Origin of the sequence: Methanolobus sp. ZRKC2 (assembly GCF_045291185.1) — an archaeon.
Lineage (GTDB): Archaea > Halobacteriota > Methanosarcinia > Methanosarcinales > Methanosarcinaceae > Methanolobus.
The window spans coordinates 1,228,279-1,253,146 of the sequence record NZ_CP146980.1; the positions used below are offsets into that span (position 1 = coordinate 1,228,279).

At 43.0% G+C, this 24,868-nt stretch carries 25 protein-coding genes; 11 read left to right on the forward strand and 14 right to left on the reverse strand.

From position 1 onward, the window contains the following. Positions 1–214: 214 nt before the first annotated feature. Positions 215–493, reverse strand: a complete 279-nt coding sequence (locus V7O62_RS05740; RefSeq protein WP_406658050.1) for a DUF1905 domain-containing protein — start codon at positions 491–493, stop codon at positions 215–217. Between the two features lie 380 nt (positions 494–873). Continuing rightward, positions 874–3,747, reverse strand: coding sequence for a GLUG motif-containing protein (locus V7O62_RS05745; protein WP_406658051.1), 2,874 nt, complete (start codon positions 3,745–3,747; stop codon positions 874–876). Positions 3,748–4,094: 347 nt separating this feature from the next. On the opposite strand from V7O62_RS05745, the gene V7O62_RS05750 reads away from it, so the two are divergent. Then, positions 4,095–4,250 carry a hypothetical protein gene (locus V7O62_RS05750; protein ID WP_406658052.1) on the forward strand — a complete coding sequence of 52 codons (156 nt, stop codon included), beginning with the start codon at positions 4,095–4,097 and terminating at the stop codon, positions 4,248–4,250. A 36-nt stretch (positions 4,251–4,286) separates the two neighbouring features. Here V7O62_RS05750 and V7O62_RS05755 read toward each other — a convergent pair whose 3' ends face one another. The 4 genes from V7O62_RS05755 to V7O62_RS05770 all read right to left on the reverse strand — a co-directional run bounded on the left by V7O62_RS05755 (position 4,287) and on the right by V7O62_RS05770 (position 6,979). Beyond that, positions 4,287–4,604, reverse strand: a complete 318-nt coding sequence (locus V7O62_RS05755) for a hypothetical protein (RefSeq protein ID WP_406658053.1) — start codon at positions 4,602–4,604, stop codon at positions 4,287–4,289. A gap of 680 nt (positions 4,605–5,284) precedes the next feature. Further along, complete coding sequence (locus V7O62_RS05760; RefSeq protein WP_406658054.1) at positions 5,285–5,479, reverse strand: hypothetical protein; 195 nt, start codon at positions 5,477–5,479, stop codon at positions 5,285–5,287. 40 nt (positions 5,480–5,519) lie between these two features. Then, positions 5,520–6,014 carry a flavodoxin family protein gene (locus V7O62_RS05765; RefSeq protein ID WP_406658055.1) on the reverse strand — a complete coding sequence of 165 codons (495 nt, stop codon included), beginning with the start codon at positions 6,012–6,014 and terminating at the stop codon, positions 5,520–5,522. Positions 6,015–6,145: 131 nt separating this feature from the next. Beyond that, positions 6,146–6,979 carry a HEAT repeat domain-containing protein gene (locus V7O62_RS05770; protein ID WP_406658056.1) on the reverse strand — a complete coding sequence of 278 codons (834 nt, stop codon included), beginning with the start codon at positions 6,977–6,979 and terminating at the stop codon, positions 6,146–6,148. Between the two features lie 273 nt (positions 6,980–7,252). Here V7O62_RS05770 and V7O62_RS05775 point away from each other — a divergent pair, with 273 nt between their 5' ends. Beyond that, positions 7,253–7,954 carry a PspA/IM30 family protein gene (locus tag V7O62_RS05775; protein WP_406658057.1) on the forward strand — a complete coding sequence of 234 codons (702 nt, stop codon included), beginning with the start codon at positions 7,253–7,255 and terminating at the stop codon, positions 7,952–7,954. After that, entirely contained in the window at positions 7,951–8,229 is a 279-nt protein-coding gene (gene pspAA / locus V7O62_RS05780; protein ID WP_406658058.1) for a PspA-associated protein PspAA, read from the forward strand. The genes V7O62_RS05775 and pspAA overlap by 4 nt, the downstream gene beginning before the upstream one ends. Before the next feature lie 11 nt (positions 8,230–8,240). Here pspAA and pspAB read toward each other — a convergent pair whose 3' ends face one another. Continuing rightward, a complete protein-coding gene (gene pspAB, locus V7O62_RS05785; protein ID WP_406658059.1) occupies positions 8,241–8,813 on the reverse strand; it encodes a PspA-associated protein PspAB in 573 nt (190 codons plus the stop codon). Next, positions 8,813–9,694, reverse strand: a complete 882-nt coding sequence (gene htpX, locus V7O62_RS05790; RefSeq protein WP_406658060.1) for a zinc metalloprotease HtpX — start codon at positions 9,692–9,694, stop codon at positions 8,813–8,815. Before htpX ends, pspAB begins: the two co-directional genes overlap by 1 nt. 242 nt (positions 9,695–9,936) lie before the next feature. Between htpX and uvrA the strand changes: the two genes are divergently transcribed. From uvrA to V7O62_RS05805, 3 genes are all read left to right on the forward strand, one after another. Further along, the gene (gene uvrA, locus V7O62_RS05795; RefSeq protein WP_406658061.1) at positions 9,937–12,765 is read left to right on the forward strand and encodes an excinuclease ABC subunit UvrA; all 2,829 of its coding nucleotides are present in this window, start codon (positions 9,937–9,939) and stop codon (positions 12,763–12,765) included. A gap of 174 nt (positions 12,766–12,939) precedes the next feature. Further along, a complete protein-coding gene (locus V7O62_RS05800) occupies positions 12,940–13,290 on the forward strand; it encodes a DUF2173 family protein (protein ID WP_406658062.1) in 351 nt (116 codons plus the stop codon). Positions 13,291–13,316: 26 nt separating this feature from the next. Beyond that, positions 13,317–13,808, forward strand: coding sequence for a rubrerythrin family protein (locus V7O62_RS05805; RefSeq protein WP_406658063.1), 492 nt, complete (start codon positions 13,317–13,319; stop codon positions 13,806–13,808). Between the two features lie 172 nt (positions 13,809–13,980). Here the strand turns inward: V7O62_RS05805 and purB are convergent, their stop codons facing one another. Beyond that, positions 13,981–15,318 carry an adenylosuccinate lyase gene (gene purB / locus V7O62_RS05810; protein ID WP_406658064.1) on the reverse strand — a complete coding sequence of 446 codons (1,338 nt, stop codon included), beginning with the start codon at positions 15,316–15,318 and terminating at the stop codon, positions 13,981–13,983. A 144-nt stretch (positions 15,319–15,462) separates the two neighbouring features. Then, a complete protein-coding gene (locus V7O62_RS05815) occupies positions 15,463–16,170 on the reverse strand; it encodes a hypothetical protein (RefSeq protein WP_406658065.1) in 708 nt (235 codons plus the stop codon). Positions 16,171–16,529: 359 nt separating this feature from the next. Here V7O62_RS05815 and V7O62_RS05820 point away from each other — a divergent pair, with 359 nt between their 5' ends. From V7O62_RS05820 to V7O62_RS05830, 3 genes are all read left to right on the forward strand, one after another. Then, complete coding sequence (locus V7O62_RS05820; protein ID WP_406658066.1) at positions 16,530–17,726, forward strand: ammonium transporter; 1,197 nt, start codon at positions 16,530–16,532, stop codon at positions 17,724–17,726. A gap of 9 nt (positions 17,727–17,735) precedes the next feature. Next, positions 17,736–18,068, forward strand: coding sequence for a P-II family nitrogen regulator (locus tag V7O62_RS05825; protein WP_406658067.1), 333 nt, complete (start codon positions 17,736–17,738; stop codon positions 18,066–18,068). A gap of 161 nt (positions 18,069–18,229) precedes the next feature. After that, positions 18,230–19,117: a PHP domain-containing protein gene (locus V7O62_RS05830; RefSeq protein ID WP_406658068.1), complete on the forward strand. Its 888-nt coding sequence runs from the start codon at positions 18,230–18,232 to the stop codon at positions 19,115–19,117. Positions 19,118–19,139: 22 nt separating this feature from the next. On the opposite strand, the gene V7O62_RS05835 is transcribed toward V7O62_RS05830, so the two are convergent. Both V7O62_RS05835 and V7O62_RS05840 read right to left on the reverse strand, forming a co-directional pair. After that, positions 19,140–19,607, reverse strand: a complete 468-nt coding sequence (locus V7O62_RS05835; RefSeq protein WP_406658069.1) for a hypothetical protein — start codon at positions 19,605–19,607, stop codon at positions 19,140–19,142. Beyond that, positions 19,597–20,352: a type 1 glutamine amidotransferase gene (locus tag V7O62_RS05840; protein ID WP_406658070.1), complete on the reverse strand. Its 756-nt coding sequence runs from the start codon at positions 20,350–20,352 to the stop codon at positions 19,597–19,599. Before V7O62_RS05840 ends, V7O62_RS05835 begins: the two co-directional genes overlap by 11 nt. A 244-nt stretch (positions 20,353–20,596) precedes the next feature. Here V7O62_RS05840 and V7O62_RS05845 point away from each other — a divergent pair, with 244 nt between their 5' ends. Further along, positions 20,597–22,657, forward strand: a complete 2,061-nt coding sequence (locus V7O62_RS05845) for a methyl-accepting chemotaxis protein (protein WP_406658071.1) — start codon at positions 20,597–20,599, stop codon at positions 22,655–22,657. Positions 22,658–22,705: 48 nt separating this feature from the next. On the opposite strand, the gene V7O62_RS05850 is transcribed toward V7O62_RS05845, so the two are convergent. After that, positions 22,706–22,927: a DUF2769 domain-containing protein gene (locus V7O62_RS05850; protein WP_406658072.1), complete on the reverse strand. Its 222-nt coding sequence runs from the start codon at positions 22,925–22,927 to the stop codon at positions 22,706–22,708. A 20-nt stretch (positions 22,928–22,947) separates the two neighbouring features. Next, on the reverse strand, positions 22,948–23,721 hold the full coding sequence (locus V7O62_RS05855; RefSeq protein WP_406658073.1) for a GTPase: 774 nt from the start codon (positions 23,719–23,721) through the stop codon (positions 22,948–22,950). A gap of 107 nt (positions 23,722–23,828) precedes the next feature. Here V7O62_RS05855 and V7O62_RS05860 point away from each other — a divergent pair, with 107 nt between their 5' ends. Continuing rightward, positions 23,829–24,650, forward strand: coding sequence for a nitroreductase family protein (locus tag V7O62_RS05860; protein ID WP_406658074.1), 822 nt, complete (start codon positions 23,829–23,831; stop codon positions 24,648–24,650). The last annotated feature ends 218 nt before the right edge of the window (positions 24,651–24,868 follow it).

The window sequence follows — 24,868 nt, forward strand, 5'->3', positions numbered from 1 at the left end:
AAGCGGAAAAGAAATAAGAAGCCTTTCAAGGTTTCTTATCCCCACTGCTTTTTCTGTAATTATCACTGAGCCAGTTGTGCCAGTCGTCAATATTCAGCGCATGAAACCTTTCCTGTTCAGGAGCCATTTGAAAAAACCCTTCTTAAAAGCATTATTCAAATACGGCTTCTTTTCGAATTGCCAGGATAGATGGGAACAGACAAAAATTAAGGTCTCATTCCCTCAACTGGAATGTGACTGTTATGTCGTTTCCAACTTCAATATCTTCTTTTTTCCTCACTTTTGCATTCAGCGCAATGAAATGAGTCCCATCTCCCATAGGCATGAGTGAAGTATCCCATGAAGTATTCCCTACAGTTGCCCTGATGGGTATCAAACCTCTTTGAGCCCTGTAAAGCAATTGCTCTGTGATACTTACAGGAACTCGCACGTATACCCATCCTCCCTTTTGGGGAAATATCTCAACTTCTCCCTTTGTTTGATAAACACCCATAATATGGAATTGGTACAGGCGTATTTTAAAAGATTGGAAGGCAGCTCTGTAGAATTGTGCCTTTATAGGCTTTCTATAGAGCCTGTATTCTAAATCTTATTGGAATCGGCTTGTTAGAGGTGACAACGTAGTATTCGATTTTTTCCTTACTGAAAATTTCCGATTAGTCGGTATTATAGGAGAAAATCTTACTTCACCTTTGGAAGCTTGCAGTAAAACCAAGATTGTTTAAAAAGAAAAAGGCATTTTTTAAAATGCTGTTGGAAGTTTTCCATTAATTAGCAATATATGATAAATTTGCATCCCCATAAATATCGAAATAAACGTACAATATGAAACACACAAAATAAAAAAGTAAAAAATGCCGTATCTATACGGAATTATTCCTTCTTCTTCACCTGTGTAACATAGTATCCGGCTCCTCCGACAATTACCAGGAGTAAAACTATCCACAGCCAGAGCATAGACATACTGCTCTGCATACCTGTTTTGTCCGTTTTCCCGGTCACAACCTCTCCGATATCATCACTGAAGAGAGCATAAGTGCTGAAATGCGATACTTTAATGGTAATGGTCCTTGAACCGGCATCTGCGGTTCCTTTCATTATCTCCCATTCGTCGGTGTCATCATTGTACCAGCCTACTCTTGTGCTTTCTCCGTATTGCTTCCATTCTTCCTCGCTCAGTGTAAATGTCAGGCTGATAGCCGGGGAGAATGTTGTACCGTCAGGTGTGCATTCATAGGCCTGAAAAGCCATTGCACCTTCCATCTCAGGAACGTCCGTAGCAGGCAGGATATCTACTATCCTGATATTGTTAACAGATCCACCTGACGCACTTGTAACTTTGGTGCCCGCACCGACGCTGAGATATCCGGTTTCTTCACTGGACCAGACCGCTACATCAGTCAGGGTTTCGCCGTTGGAACCAGCTTCAAAGCTCACGGACTCGACATACTTTGTGCTTTTTTCTTCCGTATTACCTTCACCAATACTCTCACCGGGTTCATCCAATTCACGGATGTGTAGTTCTCCGGTCCTTCCATCGCCTCCACCGGAGCCTGATGATCCGGAACTTGGTACTGTTGTAACGGTGATGGTCATGTTACTGCTGAGGTTGCTTCCGGCAAAGTTACTTGCATTCAGGCTTACGTCATAGGTTCCGACAGCGTTGAAAGTATGAATCGGGCTTTGATGGCTGGAATTTGCACCGTCCCCAAAGTCCCAGGACCAGGCTGTCGGGTTGTTGCTGGAATTGTCTGTGAAAGTGACTGTCAGAGGTGCTGTTCCTGAAGTTACGCTCGCACTGAAATTGGCAACCGGAGTTACGACATTGTTTAATGTAATGTTCATTACCTGAGAATCAACCGAACCATAACCGTCACTTACATTGAATTCAATGTAGTAAGTTCCCGCATCAGTGAGGTCTGTGACCCACGAACCTTCGCCGTTGCTGGTATTGAAACTGTCGAACAGGGAACTCCTGTTACAGTCAAATTGCGGCGTATCTCCGTCTGCATCCGTGGAGTTGATGTCAAAACTGATAGTTTCTCCTTCACATACCATAATATCCGTTACATTGAGAATAGTGACAGCATTGTTCGGGATCTGAACGTTGTTACTGACTCCTGCCGATAATGTGGAATCAGTGAAATTGTATGCGTAGACCGTTATATTGGACCATTCATGAGCGGCAAGTCCGGTATGATTGAAACTTTTTATCGTATCGTTTTGCCAGCCCAGGTCATGGCTTACGTTATAGAAATCAGCTATATCCCCTGTACCTGCATTCCAGCTATGATTCACCCAGAAATTACCTGTTGTATTTGTGAATGTTTCCGGAATTCCCGGCATGAAAAGTGATCCGACTGTAAAGGTCTTAGCTATTGAATTCTGGCTGTCAGGGTTGATGACATATAGTGACCAGTCACATGCAATAGCCTGTGTCAGGTTGAATGTAGTATTGATGGTAGTATAGGTGATACTGTCAATTGTTCCGTTTATCGGGGTCTGACCTTCCATCGTCAGGTTTACAAACACAGTATCCGTGATGTTAAAACTACACCCTGTAACGTTGAGCTTAAATGACGCACTGTCGTCGCTGTTATTGATACCATTGCTCACTGATATGGATTCTACGTATGGTGCAAGTGGTGCAGGCGTGTCCTGATACTGGAAGTACGGATGAGTATACCCATCTACGATTTTCCATACAAAACCCGGATCATCGGCTGTTGTGATGTTGTTGTCGCTTGCATTCCAGTAAAGCCCTGAGCTTCCGGAAATGAATGCAAAACTGGTGAAATTGGCATAGGAAGACGTAATTCCAATACTGTTGTCCGGAATGCCAGAATAATAGCTGTTGCTCACAGTCTTACTAGAATATCCGACCAGACCGCCGACACCACTACTACCTGTGGCAGTACCAGTGGCAAAACTGTTACTCACAGTGTAATCATTAAATCCGACCAGACCGCCGACATAACTACCACCTGTAGCAGTACCAGTTGCAAAACTGTTGCGTACAGTGTCACCAGAATATCCGGCCAGACCGCCGACAATATGACTACCTGAGGCATTACCAGTAGCATAACTGTTGCTCACAGTCTTACTATTTTGTCCGACCAGACCGCCGACATGCTCATTACCTGTTGCAGTACCAGTAGCATAACTGTTGTTCACAGTGCCATAATTATATCCGATCAGACCGCCAACACGGTGATTACCTGAGGCATTACCAGTAGCATAACTGTTGTTCACAGTGCCATAATTCTTTCCGACCAACACACCGACATAATCGCTTGTTGTTACAATACCATCCGAGCTTGCCTCTACTCCAAGGTCATGGATATTAGCACCTAAATCTGTACAACCAAAGAATCCGGCATCGTAAGTGGTCTGAAAAACGGTCAGGTTATTCACTATAAATCCGCTTCCGTTAAAGTCACCTGTGAATCTGATGCTGGAATTACCGATTGAGCTGTGATTGCCTACAAGTGTAATGTTCTGTGTCAGTGTGAAGTTCTTGCCCCAATCAGCAGAAGTGACGGACAGCGTATCAATATCACTATCAGTTGATAGCTGATATGGGTCGGCAAGTGTACCGCTGCCACCAGAATAAGTAGCAGCCGATGCCGGTACGCTGAGTAACAGGCAAAACAGCAATAGCATTGAGATTTTCAGAATGGCTGACCTTGATTTGAATTCATGAGCATTATTCTTGTGGCTATGGAAGCATTGTGACATTGTTTTCATGATCTTATCCTGGTATTCTAGGTTTGTATCGATTGCCGGAATACGGTACTGTAACGATTTTCTCTTAGGACCATTTTTATGATTTGGAATTAATAAATAGCCAAAATATATAGATACTTTCATATTTAATTTTATCTAGCAAATACCAAATCATTTTCCTTTATTTGGCAGTTACGGAATTCCAGGAACCAGTATTTCCCGGAAATTCTGGTTCCATTTTCGAGAAATATTCCATAGAACCTTTTATGGAAGCAATCGCTTCATAGCGATTTCATCTATATGGTAAATTAAGATGACAATAACAATATAAACAATCGGGTTAATTATGAATAAAAGGGAGTGTTGTAATGTCCTTATTAACCAGCATTATCATTACATTTGTAGGAATATTCATCATTGGTCTTGGAATAGCCATCCAAAAAAATGGTTTTAACATCATGGGAATATTGGCTTTACTTGTAGGAGCAGCTTTAGCAATTTTACCTGCATTTCTAGCAGCTTAATTCACGCGCCAGAATATGTATTTTAAATAACTTCCTTTATTTGGCGATATAGGATGAGCTCATGTCCGAAAGAAGATCCATACCTTTATCAGTAAGCTTGTAGGTTGTATCATCTTCAAGTAACAGAAACTCACCATTCCTGAGAAAATCGATATGATACTTAAGGGAATTGTCATCGATACTGATATCTTCCTTAATTTCACCAAATCTCTTTCCAAATATACCGATTGATCTAACAACTTTTCTTCTCAATGGATGTGAAGCTGTATTCCGAAGCAATTCATGTTCCATTTTAACGGATTCTCGTGCTGAAGGACTTTTCATTATCATTTCTTCAAGTTCATCATCATTCATAATTAATCACTTATCTCAACTTCATAATTAAACATTTTGACCAATTATAACGATTAACCATTTATAATGATGTTGATAAGTTCGAATCTATGAATATATCAAAAAATTCTCCATTACTAGATTCGGTCATTCATTTCTTTTATTTTGAGTGGTGGGATTAATTTACAAATGTTATTTTGTAGTCACCCTCCTTTATTTGGCGGTTTAGGTATATATTTGAACTAAAATATGATTACATATATGGTGAAAATATGGCAGTTTTGGGAGAAGTCGGTAATTTAATCAAATTGCAAATATATCATACGCATGTTTTATATAATGTCAATAGATACATTCCGTTATAAATATGAGGAAGTCATGGATTCTTTGATGCAATTATTGGATTTAATAGAGAAATATTTAGTTGAAATAGTTGCCATAATTGTTTTTGTTATACTTTTTTGTTGATTTGGGAATTGAACAATTAAATAACATCGAACTATGGTACAGAACATTAGGAATGGCATCTCTTATACCTTCCTCTATTTGGCAAAACAGGAAGTAAAAAACCTATAAACATCAGTCACAATCTCGTAACCCCCTAATTACCAATTCGATAACAGAATTCGAGAAAAAGAAAAATATCTAAAACATACAGAAAAATAAAGAGGTAAAAGACAAATTTGCCTTTTATATATACATCATTTCGGAATTGGCTTGTCAGGAGTGACACCGTAGTATTCAGTTCTTGCCTTGCCCCAGATACAGCCATTCTTTCCGACAATCTTAAGTTCAAGATTCTGCAATGCCTTGCACAGGCTGTTCCCGGCACGTGCTCCCTTACAGATAAGGCAGTAGTTCTCGCAGAAAACCGGAGCCTTTTTCTTTTCTGCCATTATGATCCCCTTCTCTTCCAGACCTGATCAGATAATAAATTCAGACCTTAGACTGCACTTCCCTGGCAAATTTCTTTGCTTTCTGCACGCGTGAATCGTCAGGCTGTCCCTTTGTGGAAGGACCCATCTCTCCGAATGCCTTCATCTGCGGATCATCTGCCTTTAAGAGCATATCAATCACATGCTGGGCAAGTTCCCCCTGGCAGTCAAACGATCCAAGCACGTTAGCTCCGGTAGCTGCCTGAGAAGCGGAACCGGTCCATGAATGAATAGCTTCGAATCCTTCAGGAACAGCATGGGTCATGAATATGGCGATATTTTTTCCTGATGTCTTCTCAGACATGAACTTCTTTACGTTTGGAGGAACATCGAACTGTAACACCGGAAAACCTATGAATGCAAGGTCATATCCTTCAAGGTCCGATACCTCAGACAGGGGTTTGATCTCTTTTTCTCCTTCAAGTTCACCATAAATGGATTCTGCGATTTTCTTTGTGTTACCGGTCTGTGTCATGTACGTTACTAATGTCTTCATATCCATACCTCATTTTTTTATTAAACAAAGTATCAAACTATAGATTAATATAGGTAAGCGTCAGGAAAATGTAGTTTAGAAATATTGATACAAAAAAATGACCTGCTGTTTTAGAAAGATTAAAGCAGGATCTAAGAGCTCAAATCAAAATCATTTGTGGCATTTTCCAATGAACAGAAATAACCCTGACAGAAAGATACGTTGCCATAAACAAACCGAACAGGTACTTTACTGATTCCCCTTTTCTTTGCTTCACTGTCATATACCTGGTAAATCTCATCCATTGCTGAAGCCTCAGGCTTGACATTGCTTGAGATCTCTATATAACCACTTTTGGTACTGTAACCAACTAAAATACTGGTTGCATTTTCTATATTCGGAAAAGAGTAATTATCTTTCTCACTTCTGTGTGCTATACTGATCTCACGGACATTGTTCCTGTAAAGCCTATGTTCCTCACTCAAAGGATATGGGAGTTCTCCATAAGTTCCGAACACTTCAGGATTTTCTTCCAACTTATCGAGAACATACGCAGCATGATATAGAATAAGTCCGTCATCACCATAACCCAGTTTCCTGAGAGATTCAATTGCAGTCTTATTACCAATATCTCCAAGAGCCAGTATCGAAGCCCTTCTGAGAGTTTTTTCTTCCTCTTCATTCATGGAAATATTAAGCAGCAAATCTGCCGTCTTATTGTCACCTATTCTGCCAAGAACAACAATTGCATTCTCTCGTTTTCCAATTGTTTCATTTTTATTTTCTATGACCTGAATTAGCGCTTGAATTGTATACTCATCACCATTTTCTACAAGATAATCTATTGCACTAGAAGCAATACTTGAATTTTCACTACTCAGTCCATCTATTGGAGAATCTACGGAAGTGTCTTCGATACAACCTGACATCACGGTTATTACGATAATTGAGATAGTTAGAATTATTGCAACAGTATGAATTTTCATTCAAGTGAATGAAGAAGACATACTACATAATCTTTTTTACTCATTGATACAAATAACATACAAGGAGTAATCAATAAATTCCATGTACAAACAACCATCATTATCTTTCAATAATTGCAACCTTAAATCTACAAATCCCTAGAAAAACAGGCGATTTTGCCAAAACTTGGTGCATATCTTAATGAAACTAAAATTAGAAATATCAACACAGACAACAATAGGAATAGCAAATCTGATAGTCTTTCAAATATCAAAACTATGCGGAGGAAGAAAATGGGCTTACTCGACAGAATGGGAACAGTGGTAAAAGCAAAGATGAACAAACTGGTCAACCGGATGGAAGACCCTAGAGAGACACTGGATTACTCTTATGAGAAACAACTGGAAATGCTGCAAAATGTCAAAAGAGGAGTCGCTGATGTCACGACTTCAAAAAAGAGATTGCAATTGCAGCGCTCAAAACTCCAGCAAAACATCGACAAACTGGACAGGCAGGCAAAAGATGCCATTAAAGCCGACAGGGAAGACCTGGCAAGGATGGCACTTGAAAGAAAAAGTGCCCTGGTGATTCAGGTTGAAGGCCTTGACACGCAAATATCCGACCTTGAAAAGGAGCAGGAAAAGCTGGTTGCAGCCGAAAAGCGCCTGTCCACAAAGGTAGAAGTATTCAGGACCCGCAAGGAAACCATAAAGGCACAGTATTCAGCAGCAGAAGCCCAGGTAAAAATCAATGAGTCAGTTTCCGGTATCGGTGAGGAAATGGCTGATGTCGGCCTGGCAATAGACAGGGCTGAGAACAAGACAGAAGAAATGAAGGCCCGTGCATCTGCACTCGACGAACTTCTGGAAACAGGAACACTGGATGATGTCACGGCCAGCGGCGGCGATGACATTGACCGGGAACTTGCAAAAATGCATGCTGAGTCCGGCGTTGATGCGGAACTTGCCAGACTCAAGGAGGAGGCAGGCAAATGATAATCAGGGTATCCGAAGACGGGCAGTATGAGGTTCCAAGCAGCCTGCTGGACGAACTCAATGTCATCGACAACAGGATCGTGGATCTGGTTGCCGAGGAAAAAAAAGATGAATACAGGACCGAACTTTCAAAGCTCATCGGCATGGTCAGGTCAAACGGCAGGAAACTGGATGATGATGAGATCAGGGAGTCCGATATTATCCTTCCACCGGAAGACCTCACCCTGAATGAAGCAAGAGAAATCTTTACAGGCGAAGGAATCTTCGAAGATTAAGCTACAAAAGATCAGAATGGCATTCCCCAAAGGGGATACCATTTTTCTATATTTTTTTCAATAGGCAATTCCCTTTCCATCAGGGACTTCAATCTCATTTCCAGCGAGTTATCCCTTTGATGGTTCTTTTGGGGTGCGAAAGGATAATAGCCATCCTGCTTAAAATTGTATATCCAGTAAACCGGTCCCTTGCCCTCGAAGCGATATACGGCGCAAAGCAATTGCTCACCGAAATCCTGCTCAATGAGTGTCTGGGAGATCATATGAATATTTGTGACAAGATCTTCAAAATCCGGGTCCTTTAAAATTACCCACAGAAAGTTGTACTCATCCTTCTCAAGTCTGAACGAAGTCCCCGTTTCCTGGGTACTATACTTCAAAAGACCCTCTATTTCTTCCCTTGCTGTTTCATACTTTGACATTTCCATGGGCTTAAAACAGATACCTGCCGAGCTGGAAGGCTCCAGACGCAGATCGATCTCCATAGTAACCACCGCTGTGGATATGGCAAAAAGCTTATCAGTCTTTGCTTTGGGAAGGCTTCCCCTTCCAAGCAGGGAATCGAACATACTTTTCAGTCCCATCAGAGCTCAAGCTCCTTCTGGATCTTCTCAAGTGCAGCAATCCTTTTTTCGGTGGAAGGATGAGTGGAGAAAAGGTTCATGAAAGAACCTGAGACTGCTGCCGGTATGATAAAGAAAGCATTCATACCTTCCACCTTTCTCAGGTCATCTGAAGGTATGCGCGGCATCACGTCACTAATCTTCAGCAGTGCGGATGTAAGGTTTGAGGGTTGGCCTGTTATAATCGCAGAACCCCTGTCTGCCGCGAACTCCCTGTACCTGGAAAGAGCGCGTATGAGCAAGAAACTTGCAACCCAGACAGCAATAGAAACTATCCATACAAGCATGATACCACCCGAGTCTCGTCTGTTGCCTCCGAAGGCACCAAAGTAAAGATAATACCTCACAAAATAGAACGCAAGGGTCGAGATGAAACTTGCTATAGTCAGTATGGCCATATCCCTGTTCTTTACGTGGCTGAGCTCGTGGGCAAGCACCGCTTCCAGTTCCCCCTGGTTGAGTCTGTCCATCAAGCCAGTTGTAACCGCCACAACTGCACTGTTTGGTCCCTTGCCGGTGGCAAATGCATTTGGCACCTGGGTATTCACCACTGCAATCCTGGGTTTTGGAAGATCGGCTATAGCACACAGCCGGGTAATGGTCTGGTGAAGGTTCGGAGCCTCATTTTCGGATACAACCTTTGCATTCATGGTCCAGAGGACAATCCGGTCAGAGTAGTAATACTGTGCTCCCAGGGCCACGCCTATGAACAATAGCATGAATAACGGCGGAGCATTCATAAAAGTAAGAAATACCAAAAAGAACAGATAGACTACCGCAAGCAGGAACATAGTCAACAACATTCTTCCTTCGAGTCCCAGATCCCTTTTCCATTTTACCATGAGAAACCCCTTATTTTTATGTAATTGCTATCTCTTAGTTAAAGGAACTTACCAGATATAATGTTTTATCATGGAAACAGCCTGGATGCAAATATCTACTCATATCACCAGCTTATAATAGGATGAGATCGTAGAAAAGATACTTTTTTGTGACCCGGTCACGACCTGAAAAACGTTCACCAGACGAACAAAAGAACAGCACCGTAAACTTTACCTGTTAATCACCTTATGAGAACACAGCCATGTCTTTGAGCAATATCATAATAAAAGGCGCAAAGGAACATAACCTGAAAAATCTGGATCTGACTCTTCCACGTGATAAACTCATAGTTATCACAGGACTCAGCGGTTCCGGGAAGTCATCTCTTGCTTTTGATACCATCTATGCCGAAGGACAAAGGAGATACGTGGAATCTCTCTCCGCATATGCCCGGCAGTTTCTGGGACTTATGGAAAAACCTGATGTAGAGTACATCGAAGGTCTTTCACCTGCTATATCCATAGAGCAGAAAACCACTAGCAAGAATCCAAGATCCACAGTTGGTACAGTCACAGAGATCTATGACTACCTCAGGCTGCTATATGCAAGAATAGGCATAAGGCACTGCCCGGAGTGCGGAAGGATAATCGAGACCCAGAGTGTTGACCAGATACTCGACAGCATAATGAAGCTTTCTGAAGGCACAAAAATACATGTGCTTGCACCTGTAGTCAGGGAGAGGAAGGGAGAGTACAAAAAACTGCTTGCAGAACTGCTTGCCGAAGGTTTTACACGCGCACGTATCGATGGCGAAGTATACTCACTGGAAGATGCACAGGATATTGAACTGGAACGTTATGTCAAGCATAATATAGAGATAATCGTCGACAGGTTGGTCATCAAGGAAGGAGTAGAGGAGCGACTTGCAGACTCCGTTGAAGCAGCGCTTGAGAAGAGTGGAGGCACCCTTACTGTCCAGGTATTGGATGGTGAAGAGCTGACATTCAGTGAAAAACTTGCTTGTACGGAATGTGGCATCGGTTTTGAGGAGATGGAGCCTGCGGCATTCTCATTCAACAGTCCCCAGGGTGCATGTCCCGAGTGTCACGGACTGGGCACCTCTATGGAGTTCGACCCCGACCTGATAGTTCCTGACAGGACTCTTACTCTGCGTGAAGGAGCAATCGAACCCTGGAGCAAGACCAAAGACGGCTATTACATGCAATCAGTGGAATCACTTGCAAACCATCTGGGATTCTCCATGGATGTACCCTTTAGTGAACTTGACCCGAAAGTACAAAAGATAATATTCTACGGCAGTGATAAGCCCATACCTTTCGTACACACCGGCAGGAACGGCGGTATGTGGAGACATACAGGCAAGTTCAAGGGAGTTATTGCAAATCTTTCCAAAATTTTCGAGAAAACCGAATCAGAGAGCAGCAAGGATAGAATGCAGCGGTACATCAGCACAAAACCATGTCCCGTATGCGGAGGTGACAGGCTCAAACCAGCCAGCCTTGCTGTAAAAATAGATGGAAATAACATCATTGACATCACAGGCATGTCCGTTGAGGAAAGCCTGCATTTCTTCCAGCATCTTGAAGAAAAGCTCAATGAGCGTGAATACACTATCGCACGCCTCATACTAAAAGAAATCAAGGCCAGACTAGGCTTCCTTGTAGACGTCGGCCTCGACTACCTTAACCTGGGCAGGTCTGCAGCAACACTTTCCGGAGGAGAAGCACAGCGCATCAGGCTTGCAACCCAGATCGGTTCAAGTCTCATGGGGGTGCTCTATATCCTTGACGAGCCAAGCATCGGCCTGCACCAGAGAGATAACCTTAGGCTCATTAATACTCTTAAACACCTGAGAGATATCGGAAATACCGTGCTCGTTGTCGAACACGACGAAGAGACAATCTGCAGCTCGGATCACGTAGTGGATATGGGGCCCGGAGCAGGCATCCACGGAGGGGGAATCGTTGCCGAAGGCAGCCCCGAAGAGATTATGGCACATAATAATTCCCTTACAGGCCAATACCTGAGTGGAAAACTGGCTATAGAAATACCAAAGAAGAGACGAAAGCCTGAGAACAAACTCGTACTCTACGGAGCCAGTGAAAACAACCTGAAGGACATAGATGTGGAATTCCCGCTGGGGATACTTGTATGTGTTACAGGGGTGTCGGGTTCCGGCAAAAGTACGCTTATCAATGAGACATTGAACAAGGTTCTGGCCAAGAAACTCAATCGGGCAAGGGAAATTCCCGGTAAGTTCAAGGACATCGGCGGACTGGAACATGTGGACAAGGTCATAACAATCGATCAGTCACCCATAGGAAGAACACCGAGATCAAACCCTGCGACCTATACCAACCTTTTCACACCCATCAGGGATCTCTTTGCACAGACAAAGACCGCACGTACCCGCGGGTACAAGCCCGGCCGTTTCAGTTTCAATGTCCGCGGTGGCAGGTGTGAGGCATGTACCGGTGACGGTATAATCACAATAGAGATGCATTTCCTGCCGGATGTTTACGTTCCCTGCGAGGTTTGCCACGGTAAGCGTTATAACAGAGAGACCCTGGAGGTCACCTACAAGGATAAGAACATCGCTGAAGTCCTTGACATGACTGTAGAGGAAGCACTTGAGTTCTTCGAAAACATACCATCCATCAACCGGAAACTGCAGACTCTGTACGATGTGGGTCTGGGATATATCAAACTGGGCCAGTCATCCACAACCCTTTCCGGCGGCGAAGCACAGAGAGTAAAACTGGCAACCGAACTGAGCAAGCGCTCTACAGGCAAAACAGTCTACATCCTGGACGAACCCACCACCGGCCTGCACTTCGATGATGTGAAAAAGCTCCTGGAAGTACTCCAGAGGCTGGTAGAAGGAGGAAACACAGTGATAGTCATTGAGCACAACCTCGATGTCATCAAGACCGCCGACTGGCTCATCGACCTGGGACCGGAAGGTGGTGACAGGGGTGGAAAGGTTATAGCACAGGGAACTCCGGAAAAGGTTGCAAAGAGTAAGGTATCCTATACCGGGAAATTTTTGAAGAAAATGCTTGCTAAATAAGCATTTTGAAATTTCTCTGTTTCTTTCTTTTTTATTTTTACGAAACTATGAACCGTAGTTACATCTTTTGAATAAATCTGAAAAAATCCATATTGTTATAAACTTATATACAGCGATGTGCCTCTATCAGAATAGAGGTGATGGGAAGCCTCTGGATAGAATGAGGGTTAGAATATGAACGGAAAAGAATGTAATTTATCCTTGGATGAGCTTCTTAAAATTGATGGCGTTGCAGCTGCAGGTATTTTCAGTCCGGAAGGAAAACTTGTGGACTATAAATCCGAAATAGCCATGCCTGAAGAGATGGCAGAGATGACATCCAAATTCTGTGGGACCGTTAACATGATGTTCGATGCTCTGGCCACTGCCTACACAAAACTCTACCAGATGAACTGGGCACCCCAGCATAACTGGATGTATAGTGGCGGTGATTGGATAATCGTAATCTCAGGCACAAGGGGCGTTTTTGTCGAAAGCGAAAAAGCTGATCTTCAGCAATTACTCAGAGCCCTGAATGTCTGCTGAAGTTGTTAAATTATGGATTGGTAAGAATGAGTTCAAAAGATAACCTTAAGGCCGCATTTACCGGCGAATCAATGGCAAACCGAACATACCTGGCATTTGCAAAAAAAGCAGATGATGAAGGATACCATCAGATAGCAAAACTTTTCAGGGCCGCTGCTGCAGCTGAAACAGTCCATGCACACAACCATCTGCAACGTATGGGTGGAATCGGGACCACTATGGACAACCTGAAAGATGCCATTGAGGGCGAGACATATGAATTTGAGACAATGTACCCCGAATTCATAGAAGAAGCCAAAAAAGAAGGAGACAACCGGGCTCTCTGGAGCTTTGAGGTTGCGAACAAAGTAGAGAAGATACATGCCAGGCTATATGAAAAGGCACTGGAAGAGATTGGTGAAAATTCAGAAGTTGACTACTATGTATGCAGTGTTTGTGGGCACACCCATGAAGGCGAACCTGAAGGCAACTGTCCTATCTGCGGGGCACCCGTATCAAAATACGATAAAATAGACTGACGAACAACGATAAGTCAACACTGTTTCTAAAAGCAAGCGGAAAACTTGGCAGAGATCTATAAGAAAAATGATCTCCGTCTTAGTTTTTCACTACTCTCTGTAATGAAGAGCATTTGAGAGAGCATAATAAATAGGTCACTTACCGAAATAAAGGGTTAATAACCCTCGAATATCATTTCTTCTTCAGTTTCTCAACAAGCATCTCGACCTGCTCCACAGCAGTTCCGATGTACTTGTCAGGGTCCACGAGATTTATGATGTCATCTTCGCTCAGGTAGTTTGCAACATCCGGATTTGCCATAAGGACTTCCTTGAAATGCATACCACTCTCATGGGCTTCCATGGCACTGGAACGAACAAGTTCGTGGGCTTCCTGGCGACCTACACCACGTTTTGCAAGTTCGATCATCACTGCTTCACCCATATTCAGGCCCTTTAGAAGGTCCAGGTTACGGCGGATGTTTTCGGGATAGAACCTGAGATTCTCAATAACACCGATAGCCAGTTTGATGATATGATCGGTCAGCACACATGACTCGGGGAAGACTATCCTTTCACATGAAGAGTTGGTCAGGTCACGCTCGTCCCAGAGAGTATTGTTAAGCAGCTCCGGCTCTACCATTGAACGCACGATCCTTGCAAGCCCGCATATCTGCTCTGACTTGATTGGGTTTCTCTTGTGTGGCATGGTTGATGATCCTACCTGCTTTTTCCTGAAGCTTTCCTCGACCTCTGCGATCTCGCTTCTCTGCAGGGAGCGTATTTCAACAGCAATCTTATCGATTGTTGTCACGGTATTGGCCATCCACATTACAAATTCTGCATGGCGGTCCCTCTGTATGATCTGATTGGACACATCCACCGAACCGATCTCCAGATACTCCATTACACGCTTTTGAACCTCAATCCCATCTTTTCCGAATGCCGCCTGTGTTCCCACAGCTCCGGTCATCTGTCCGACAAGCAGACGGGGCTTAAGCTGCTCCAGACGTTCGATATGGCGTGCTATCTCGGAAGCCCATATGCCAAAGCGTAAGCCATAGGTTGTTGGGACACCGATCTGGCCGTGCGTCCTTCCGGCGCATACCAGATGTTTGTGTTCATCGGCCTGCAATAATAATATATCAAGCAAGCTCTGCATCTTATCTTCAAGAATCTGCACTGCTTCCTTGAGCTGCAAACCGGTTGCTGTATCCAGCATGTCGTTAGAAGTTGCACCGAAATGCACCCATTTTCCGGCATCTTCTTCACATTTCTCGGAGACTGCAATCACAACAGCCATCATATCGTGGTGGATCTCATTCTCGATCTCATTAACCCTTTCAAGTTCGACTTTGCCGATGCTTGCTTCAATGATGTCTGCCGCTTCCTTTGGAATCAGGCCGATATCAGCCTCTGCCTTTGCAAGTGCAGCTTCGACTGTCATTACCTTCTCAAGCCTGTTGGCCTCACTCCAGACAAATTTCATCTCCTCTGTTCCATAACGATATTCAATTGGATGGATTGCCATGTATCAGATCTCCATTATTGGTACTATGATAATAATATCATCAAGCGTAATGGATGTTGGTATTATCCGTATCTGATAAATAGGCTTTGAAAGTCAAAAAGAAAAAAAGACGAGGATAAAAAGAAAGAATCAATACCTGAAGTCTCAGTTATTGACTACATCCATAGTCCTGGGGAAATCACCCATGAAATTCAGGTTTCCTTCCTCAACTTCCAGGTTTTCGATATTTAACCCCGGCATACTTGCAAGGTGGGAATTAATCAGGTTCTCAAGCTCCTGTTCTCCCTGTGTGGTACTTCCTTCGGGAAGAGGGAGGAGTCCTACTTTAGCACTGGAGATGTCCAGCTTAATTGAGTTGCCACTTGCCTTCTCAAAACTACCTTCAGCATAAACCGGACCCTTGAAATCATATCCCATATCACTTAGGTCTATGTAGGCAGACATTTGCGCCTGATTGCCATCTCCCAGCTTTATCTGTATATCCTTCAGGGGACCGTCATTATTTGTAGCCTGCAGGTAAGAGCTTAACTGGGAACTTGAAAGACTTGCTTCCATCGGGGATGTGTCCGAGTATTCGATACTGCTTGTAAGCTTATAAGCTGACACAGGATCACTAAGGGTAATACCCTGTTCTTCCACAAGTTCACTAAATATCACGGGGTCAGTCTCAACACCAAGATCAATTGCCTTGTCAGTACCCAGCAACTCAGTCAAACCGGGAATGTATACCATCCCGGAAGCTGCTGCAACCGATAATATAGCAAAAATAAATACCGCAACAACCGCGACAACAATCTTGATTCCTTTATTTTTACCGTTTTTCTTTTTTGTATCAATATCGCCAGAAACCATAAGTTTCACTCCATTGGGAATTCAACATCTATAAATTATGGATATGTGATTGTGGAAGTTTAAAAATATTGTCATTTGATTGCAGAGGAAAATGCAGAACAAACGACAGTACTGTAGTTATTTCAGTTTTCTCCTTTGATTGGATGATCCTAACAGGACAATTCCTTTCTCAATAGCCTGAATTTGGATTAATTTAGCAATTAAAAAACCATTAATTTTAAATATTAATAAATAGGAAAAAGGAAGAATGCTTCATACATCCTAATACTAACATAAATACTTGGTGAATAATATGGAAGGTACAACTATGAACAGGATTTCAAAAAAAGCTGTTTTGGTCCATGAGAAGGTGATCTGAAATGGTGCTCGATACTGGAGATACCGCATTTATAATCATTTGTACTGCTCTGGTCATGCTTATGACACCTGGAGTCGGACTCTTTTACGGTGGAATGGTGCGCAACAAGAACCTTATTTCCATGATTGCAATGTCTTTTGTCGCCTTTGCCATTGTGAGCATCCAGTGGGTACTATTCGGATATTCACTTTCCTTCGGGTCCGATATCGCAGGATTCATAGGAGGACTGGATTTCGTAGGCCTCAGGGGCGTAGGACTTGATGGAGAAGGCATACCGGATATGCTTTTCATGGTATTCCAGCTTGTATTCGCAGGAGTCACACTTGCTATTCTCACATCGGGAGTCGCTGGACGCATTAAGCTGAGTTCCTTTATGGTGTTTGGGGTACTTTGGACAACGCTGGTATATGATCCCCTGGCCCATTGGGCATGGGGCGGCGGCTGGGCCGGGGAACTCGGTGCTCTTGACTTTGCCGGAGGAACCGTAGTTCATATCAGCTCGGGATTCGGTGCACTTGCCCTTGCACTGGTAATAGGTAACCGTGCAGGTTTTGGGAAATACAGTATGGAAGCTGAAAACATCACTACTACTCTTCTTGGGGGAGCACTGCTCTGGTTCGGATGGTTCGGGTTCAATGCAGGAAGTGCACTGGCAGCAGACGGACTTGCTGTTAACGCTCTTGTAGTTACAAATATTTCAGCTGCATCCGGGGCAATCACCTGGATGATAGCATCATGGATAAGAGGTAAGCCAAGTTCACTGGGAATGATCAGTGGAGCGATTGCAGGTCTTGTAGCAATAACTCCCGCATCCGGGTTTGTAGGCCCGATGTCTGCGATCTTAATCGGCGGCTTCGCCGGGCTGCTTTGTTACGGTACTTTGCTTTTCCGTGTGCGCAGAGGACTTGATGAAAGTCTTGATGCGTGGGCAGTTCATGGGATGGGGGGATTCTGGGGGGCTATTGCAACAGGAATCTTTGCAAGTGCAGCTATCGGAGGGGTAGACGGACTTATTTACGGAAACGTTAACCAGTTCCTCATTCAGGTACTTGATGCATCCGTTGCCATGATATATGCATTCACAGTGACATTCATACTGGCAAAGCTGGTAGACAAGGTAATGGGACTGCGTGTGACCGAAGAGGAAGAATATGTGGGACTGGATATATCCCAGCACGGGGAATCCACAACAGCATGAGGTGATGGTGTGAAGAGAGTAATAGCTGTTATCAGGCCCGAGGTGTTTGAAAATGTTAAATCCTCACTGGAGGAGAAAGGCTACTTCTCAATGACAGTGCATGAAGTGAAAGGGCGTGGTGCACAAAAAGGAATCTGTCTCCAGTACAGAGGAAAACAAATTAAAGTAGACATGATTCCAAAGATAGAAATCGAGATGATAGTAGGCGACGAGGATGTCCGTCCTATCATTGACATCATCCGGAAAACTGCACGTACCGGCAAATTCGGTGACGGGAAGATCTTCGTCTCTCCTGTGGAGATCGTTGCAGGTATCAGGACAGATGAAGAAATAGTATCTTAATATGACATGTGGATGATAACCACATGTTTATTATTTTTTTACTCATGAACACATACTTTCTACAAAAAATATAGATTATAGAGGCAAAATACATATTTTATTAAGATAAATACAGTTCATCATTCATTTACGAAGGTGTCAAAATCGAAGTAATAGCAGACTTGCATACACACACAACATTTTCAGACGGGGATCTGGAACCTGCGGAGCTTGTGAAATATACCTTAAATGTAGGGTTAAAAGCACTAAGTATCACCGATCATGATACGGTGGAAGGCCTTGATATTGCCGAAAAGGAATGTGCAAACAGAGGGCTCAAATTCATACCGGGAATAGAATTTACAAGCAAACTTGACATCCCACAAATAGAACTGCATATCCTTGGATATGGTTTTGACAGAGAAGACCCGTACCTGCTGAAAAAAACAGATGAAGCCAGGAACAACGCAATTGATTACTCCAAAAAAGTATGTTCCATGCTGGAATCCCATGACTGGATAATCGATTATTCGATGCTTGAAGATGCCAGGGGAATAATAACCAAGCACGATATCTGTACTTCTGTTATTAAGGGAGATATGAGCAACTACGACTTCCACAACCAATGGCTTGCTGAAACCTCACCGTTCTATGTAGAAATTAAAAAGTTCTCAGCCCGTGAAACTATCAGGACAATTCATAAGGCAGGTGGAAAAGCAATTTGTGCCCACCTCTTAAGAACACTTGATCTGTATGATAGTATGCCAATGTTACCTTTTGTAGCTGAGTCGTTGATTCAAAATGGTATCGATGGATTTGAAGTATTTTACGGAAACAGCACAAAGGAGCAGGTAGATATTATGTATGGTATCTCCGACCAGCATAATCTTTTGATAACAGGTGGGTCAGATTTCCACGGACAAGACAGGACAGCACGTTGTTCACTTGGAAAATATAACACACATGATATGTATTTTGACCAGCGGGCATTAATAGAATCTCTTGAAAGGAAAAATATCAATATTGAGTCATTCGCAGATGCTACCAGAACCAAAGAACCGGTCCTGTAAAGAAGCCATAAATAAAGGTATATCAGTGGATATACCATTCAAGAGGAACAACAGCTTCATCTCCCTCTTTTTTCTTACCGAACATAGGATAAACGGTATCTACATCCTCCAGAAGTTTTACAACCAAACCACAGCTCCCATTCCCTGGGATACATTGAATTACACGGACACTGGCAATAACAGGAATGTCATCAGGACGGAATGACGGAATTCTGATCTTTATCACATCGCCGATGTTGTCAGGCAGATCATCACTGTACTTACTTATTTTCCTAAAATCAAGCGCAAAGCCAGTTCCTTTGAGGTTGCTCTCTACTTCCCTCAAGTCCAGCTCCAGGGCAATAGCTATTTCCCGGCTAGAGTAACCCTTATTATGGAGAAAGCCGGTGGAACCTTTTTTCAGGTGATCAAGATCAGAATAGATAAGAGGACGCATCCTGCATAGTTCCCTCATTTTTTCTATTTTCATGTTATCAATATCATCTGCCATTGTCTTCCTCCTGAAAGTTTTTTCCTGGATTCCATAGATCTGTTTTATTTAAATGGATAGACTCAAACCAGTCAAGTATGTAAAACATGAGGGATGCAGATCCCTCTATGAAATCAGGCCTGTCAACGATGTCATTCTCATTTTGGATATACCTGCCATACACTAAATCACTTCTGCAGTTCTCAACCAGGTCTTGTATGCATCTCTCATCAACTTCAGGATGAAACTGGACAGCAAGTACATTGTCCCTGAAAATGAATCCCTGTTCCCTGCATGCTTCACTTTCGAACAGGCGGACCGTATTTTCAGGGAGAGCGAACGTGTCTCCATGCCATTGCAAAGCAGTGAACTCCTCCGGGAAACCAGAAGATAAAGCAAACTTTCCATTCCCATCTATTGTTTTCACCTTATGCCATCCGATTTCCTTATACTCATTCCTTGAGACACGTGAGCCCAGTATTTCGGCCAGCATCTGTGCCCCGAAACATATACCTAGAACTGCTTTCCCTTCGTTCAGACATTTTTTTACAAATTTTTTCTCAAGTTTAAGCCATGGATAGCTGTCTTCCTCATACACACTCATAAGACCGCCCATAATAATGAGAAGATCAAGGTCATCGAGCTGAGGAAACAGTGTACTGGCATAGGGAAGACTTCTTGAAAGAGTATGACCCCGACCACAAACCCATTGGTTTATATTGCCAAGAGTCTCGAATTCAAGATGCTGTAGACAGTGTATCCTCATTGAAAGTCACTAGGTTTCCATAATAAAATCACAGGTTAAAGGTTTTTGGGATGAAATATAATAGGATTAAAATATAATACACATAATTTTTTTATTTGTAAGTATTTTAATTATAATATGTAAAAAAGTTACCTGGCGCCAAGTTATGGAACATATTATAGAAGTGTTTATATACTTATATATTTATTATTAATTTTGATATATTAATAGATGGAATATGGACCAGAATTCTGGAGGAGAATGAATGCGCATTCGTGACGTCGGACTAAACAAAAAGCTGATAATATTTACATTAATATTAGCCATAGTACCTGCTTTGATTGTCGGGGTCTATGCAGGAATACAGGCAGAAGAAGCCATACACAATGAGGTACAGATAAAGCTCGAAGAGCAGGTGATGCTGGAAAAAAACTCTTTGGAATCAACATTTTCTCTTGCACAGGACAAAGTTAATAGTGATCTGAAAGTTGCGAGAAGCCTTTTCTATACTGAAGGTGAACCACAAATAGTAGACGGAGAAATGGTTATTGGCGATGAACATGTGGTTAACGGCAATTACGAGATCGTCGACAGTATTAAAGATATGGTAGGAGGAACTGCAACAGTTTTCCAGGTTATTGACAATCAAGCAGTGCGTGTTTCTACCAATGTAATTAACGATGAAGGGGAAAGGGCAGTAGGCACGACAGTATCCCAACCTGTTTATGATGCCGTGGTAAAAAATGGAGAAACATTCTACGGAAGAGCATGGGTGGTAAATGCATGGTATCTAACAGCTTATGAGCCAATCAAGGACACATCCGGAGAAATTATAGGAATTTTATACGTGGGTGTCAAAGAAGAGCCGTTCCTGAGTAAGATAAAAGACCACTTCAGCAACATCGTAATAGGTGAAACCGGTTACATGTTTATAATGGATTCCAACGGAGATCTTATAGCACACCCGACAATGGAAGGTGAAAATGTCTACGATCAGGACTTCATTAAGGAAATCATAGCCACAAAAGAAGGATACATCCAGTATACCTGGGAAGGAAGAGAAAAAGTACTTGCCTACACTTATTATGAAGATATGGACTGGTTCATAGCTTCAGGAAGCTACCTTGAAGATTTCGAAGGGTCCATAAGCGATATAAAATACGGAGTTGCTGTGGCAATCCTGGCAGTCGCCATAATTGGCTCACTTGCAGCTGTTGGATTCTCAAGGACACTAACAAAGCCAATCGACAAGATGCTGTTTGCTGCAAACCAGATCGCAGAAGGTGACTTGAGTGTGAATGTTGCAGATGATTCACGAGATGAGATAGGACAACTGTCTATTGCAATGGATAAAATGACGTTGCACCTGAGGGAACTGGTTAAGGAAGTCAACAATAGCGTGAACCAGATAACATCCACATCCGGCGGAATCCTTAGCACATCACATGAAATGAGTTCTGTTTCAAACCAAATATCCCATACCATTTCAGAGATATCATCCGGTGCACAGAGCCAGTCAGGCAGGGCAGATGAGGTTTCAAAGGCCATGGTTGACATGACAACGAATGTACAGGAAATTGCGAGCAGTGCGCAGGAAGCAGCCGAAACCGCAACCGCAGCAAGTAATCTCATAAGAGAAGTTGGCAACCAGTCAGAAATGCTACTTTCACAGATGGATGAGATACAGGAAGCTTCAGGAGACTCTGCAAATGTTATAAGGGAACTTGATCACAAATCCAGGGAAATCGGCGAAATCGTAAGCCTGATTACCAATATTGCAGATCAGACAAACCTCCTCGCACTGAATGCTGCTATAGAAGCTGCCAGGGCAGGTGATCACGGGAAAGGTTTTGCAGTAGTTGCGGATGAAGTCAGAAAACTTGCAGAAGACTCTGGCAATGCAGCACAGCAGATATCCCTGCTCATTCAGGAAATCCAGCAGGGAACCGGTGAGGCGGTAGAAGCTGTTGAACGTGGCACCAGTACTGTTGCAAGTGGGGCAGCAGCACTTAACGAAACAGTTGATGCTGTAAAGAGTATCGTTGAAGGTGGCGGAAAAGTTGCAGGTATGGCACAGAACATAGCTGCTTCAGCACAGGAACAGTCTGCGTCCATCCAGGAGATAACCGCATCCCTGGAAGAAGTTTCAGCCGTCAGTGAAAGCTCGGCAGCAGGAACTGAGGAAGTTGCAGCAGCCATTGAAGAACAGGCTTCATCGATGGGAGATTTCACAGATACTGCACAGGACCTTAGCAACATGGCAGATGCACTGAGACAGAAGCTGGAAATGTTCAAAATCGAAAGCCAGACAATGGAATCAGAATGATTCCATTTTTTCTTCTTTTATTTTTGTGTCGATAATGATTTTCTGCAGTTAATCTCTACAGAAATAATCACCCTCAAACCTGAATTTCAGGTATATCTCGCATTCTTTACATAAGCATCCGGCCTTCTTTTCGGATTTCGAACTTTTACCTTTCGAACAGAACATATACATCCCATTTTCAGGATACGAAGGACACGTCGGACAGTTGCAGCCCTTAGAATGATGATAAGAAGTGCAGACCCCGAAATATTTTCCCATATTAGTTGACATAGATAATTCCTATGTAAAACTCAGACAATAAACTGTCCCTTTTGCCAGTCATGGATTATCCGGATAGCAGTCCTTGTTTCATCAACCTCGCCCTTTTTCTTCAAGAACTTATTCTGCTGACCTATAAGTTCAAGTACCTCGTAGGCATCCTCATCTTCAATAGATACTTTATAAAAAGATTCCAGAGCAGCCCGGTTCCCGGAACACATCACTTCGATGATCTTAAGGGCAACACCAATCGTATCCTTCAAATGCGTGGCATCCTTCACTCCCAGAAGACCCTGCATAATCTCATCGAATTCATCGGTGGGTATCACTCCGGGAGTATCGATAAACTTGATGCGTGAGCCGGCGTTTACATACTGCACACCTTTTGTATGCCCGGATACTGCAGAGGTTCCGGCCCTGTGCCTTCCTGTAACACCATTGATAACAGATGATTTACCTGTATTGGGATAACCAAGGCAGCCTACCAGAATATCCCGGTCTTTGATTTTGGAAGCTTCGACGACCTCCAGTATCTTGTGCCTGAGAATAGTCGTGCCGTACCTGTCCTTACCTGAGACAAATACGGTTGGGGCTATCTTGGAAAAACGGGATTTAGCTTTTTCAAGTTTCTCTTTTGAGATAAGATCACATTTGTTCAGAACGATGATGAATGGCTTGTTGAAGCGGCTTATTTCATTTTCGACAGCACTGTTCCTTGTCTCGTCAGGAAAACGTGCATCCACAATTTCCAGAAGTACGTCTGCCTGCTTGATTACATCCTTGACCAGCATCTTGTAACTTGCCATGCTATTGCTATATAGCCCGAAGATATAGAAGTGTTACAGGTAGCTGACTGACAGTAGCACAAATATTTATCACGTAGGGTCGCTGATTATTAAATGAGTTGGATAGTATGAAAAGTATTTTGATTAACCCTGATACGTGTACGAAGTGTGGCACATGCATGGAAATATGTCCAGTGAACCTGATTGTCCCGGACAGTGAAGGCATGCCTTTCATGCCGGATGAAGTGGGTGTATTTTGTACGAAATGTGGAAACTGTGAAGCTTTCTGCCCTGAAGATTCCATTTCACCGGAGTTCAATACAACACATTCAACCATATCTGAAGAAGAAAGGCATGGAATTACACCCGGGCAAATAGGAGTCTACATGCGACAGCGTCGTTCCGTCCGTAACTATACAGATGAAATAGTAAAGAGGGAAAAAATTGAGGAAATTCTTGACATTGCCCGTTATTCGCCATCCGGAATGAATAACCAGCCTGTTCACTGGCTTATTATACATGATCCTGAAGAAGTACGTGAACTGACCCGGATTAGCATCGACTGGATGCGCGGCATCCGTGACAGTGAAGAAATGCACCCATTAAAAACAATTGTGCCTCCACTCATCTCTGCATATGAAGCAGGAAAAGATCCCATTTGTCATGGAGCACCGCATGTGGCGATTGCGTACGCTGCTGAAGAAAATCCAATGGCATTCACAGATAGTATAATTGCCCTTTCATGGTTTGAACTCGCTGCTCCGGCTTTTGACCTTGGGACTTGTTGGGCTGGATTTTTGAAAATGGCCGCATCGGAATATCCACTACTCATTAAAGAACTTGACCTGCCTGAGGGTCATATTGTGCAATATGCAATGATGTTTGGTTACCCCATGTACAAAGTAAGGAACATACCTGGAAGAGAGCCGGCCAGAGTCTCCTGGAAATGACTAAGGTTTGAATAGATCAGTCCAGCAATGTCATCATCAGTTCAGGAAAAAATCACAGGCTTTGTTTAAAATGTAATCCTGCCAGGCCACTAGAAAGGCAGGGATTTTTTATTGTTTTCCGGGATTTAAGGTTAAATTTCAATAAGTTTAAATGTCATGACAACTTCGCTAGGTTGAGAGTAATAAATCACTTGAAGTTTATCGTTTGGGGGAATGAT

What these genes read in the sequence shown, in the direction of transcription:
- V7O62_RS05840 (WP_406658070.1), bottom strand. Translation starts at nt 20,352, where the DNA reads ATGAGGATACACTGTCTACAGCATCTTGAATTCGAGACTCTTGGCAAT.
- pspAB (WP_406658059.1), bottom strand. Translation starts at nt 8,813, where the DNA reads ATGGGACTGAAAAGTATGTTCGATTCCCTGCTTGGAAGGGGAAGCCTT.
- V7O62_RS05800 (WP_406658062.1), top strand. Translation starts at nt 12,940, where the DNA reads ATGAACGGAAAAGAATGTAATTTATCCTTGGATGAGCTTCTTAAAATT.
- V7O62_RS05760 (WP_406658054.1), bottom strand. Translation starts at nt 5,479, where the DNA reads ATGGCAGAAAAGAAAAAGGCTCCGGTTTTCTGCGAGAACTACTGCCTT.
- V7O62_RS05745 (WP_406658051.1), bottom strand. Translation starts at nt 3,747, where the DNA reads ATGAAAACAATGTCACAATGCTTCCATAGCCACAAGAATAATGCTCAT.
- V7O62_RS05815 (WP_406658065.1), bottom strand. Translation starts at nt 16,170, where the DNA reads ATGGTTTCTGGCGATATTGATACAAAAAAGAAAAACGGTAAAAATAAA.
- uvrA (WP_406658061.1), top strand. Translation starts at nt 9,937, where the DNA reads ATGTCTTTGAGCAATATCATAATAAAAGGCGCAAAGGAACATAACCTG.
- V7O62_RS05750 (WP_406658052.1), top strand. Translation starts at nt 4,095, where the DNA reads ATGTCCTTATTAACCAGCATTATCATTACATTTGTAGGAATATTCATC.
- purB (WP_406658064.1), bottom strand. Translation starts at nt 15,318, where the DNA reads ATGGCAATCCATCCAATTGAATATCGTTATGGAACAGAGGAGATGAAA.
- pspAA (WP_406658058.1), top strand. Translation starts at nt 7,951, where the DNA reads ATGATAATCAGGGTATCCGAAGACGGGCAGTATGAGGTTCCAAGCAGC.
- V7O62_RS05850 (WP_406658072.1), bottom strand. Translation starts at nt 22,927, where the DNA reads ATGTCAACTAATATGGGAAAATATTTCGGGGTCTGCACTTCTTATCAT.
- V7O62_RS05845 (WP_406658071.1), top strand. Translation starts at nt 20,597, where the DNA reads ATGCGCATTCGTGACGTCGGACTAAACAAAAAGCTGATAATATTTACA.
- V7O62_RS05860 (WP_406658074.1), top strand. Translation starts at nt 23,829, where the DNA reads ATGAAAAGTATTTTGATTAACCCTGATACGTGTACGAAGTGTGGCACA.
- V7O62_RS05765 (WP_406658055.1), bottom strand. Translation starts at nt 6,014, where the DNA reads ATGAAGACATTAGTAACGTACATGACACAGACCGGTAACACAAAGAAA.
- V7O62_RS05740 (WP_406658050.1), bottom strand. Translation starts at nt 493, where the DNA reads ATGGGTGTTTATCAAACAAAGGGAGAAGTTGAGATATTTCCCCAAAAG.
- V7O62_RS05755 (WP_406658053.1), bottom strand. Translation starts at nt 4,604, where the DNA reads ATGAATGATGATGAACTTGAAGAAATGATAATGAAAAGTCCTTCAGCA.
- V7O62_RS05820 (WP_406658066.1), top strand. Translation starts at nt 16,530, where the DNA reads ATGGTGCTCGATACTGGAGATACCGCATTTATAATCATTTGTACTGCT.
- V7O62_RS05855 (WP_406658073.1), bottom strand. Translation starts at nt 23,721, where the DNA reads ATGGCAAGTTACAAGATGCTGGTCAAGGATGTAATCAAGCAGGCAGAC.
- V7O62_RS05805 (WP_406658063.1), top strand. Translation starts at nt 13,317, where the DNA reads ATGAGTTCAAAAGATAACCTTAAGGCCGCATTTACCGGCGAATCAATG.
- V7O62_RS05770 (WP_406658056.1), bottom strand. Translation starts at nt 6,979, where the DNA reads ATGAAAATTCATACTGTTGCAATAATTCTAACTATCTCAATTATCGTA.
- htpX (WP_406658060.1), bottom strand. Translation starts at nt 9,694, where the DNA reads ATGGTAAAATGGAAAAGGGATCTGGGACTCGAAGGAAGAATGTTGTTG.
- V7O62_RS05835 (WP_406658069.1), bottom strand. Translation starts at nt 19,607, where the DNA reads ATGGCAGATGATATTGATAACATGAAAATAGAAAAAATGAGGGAACTA.
- V7O62_RS05775 (WP_406658057.1), top strand. Translation starts at nt 7,253, where the DNA reads ATGGGCTTACTCGACAGAATGGGAACAGTGGTAAAAGCAAAGATGAAC.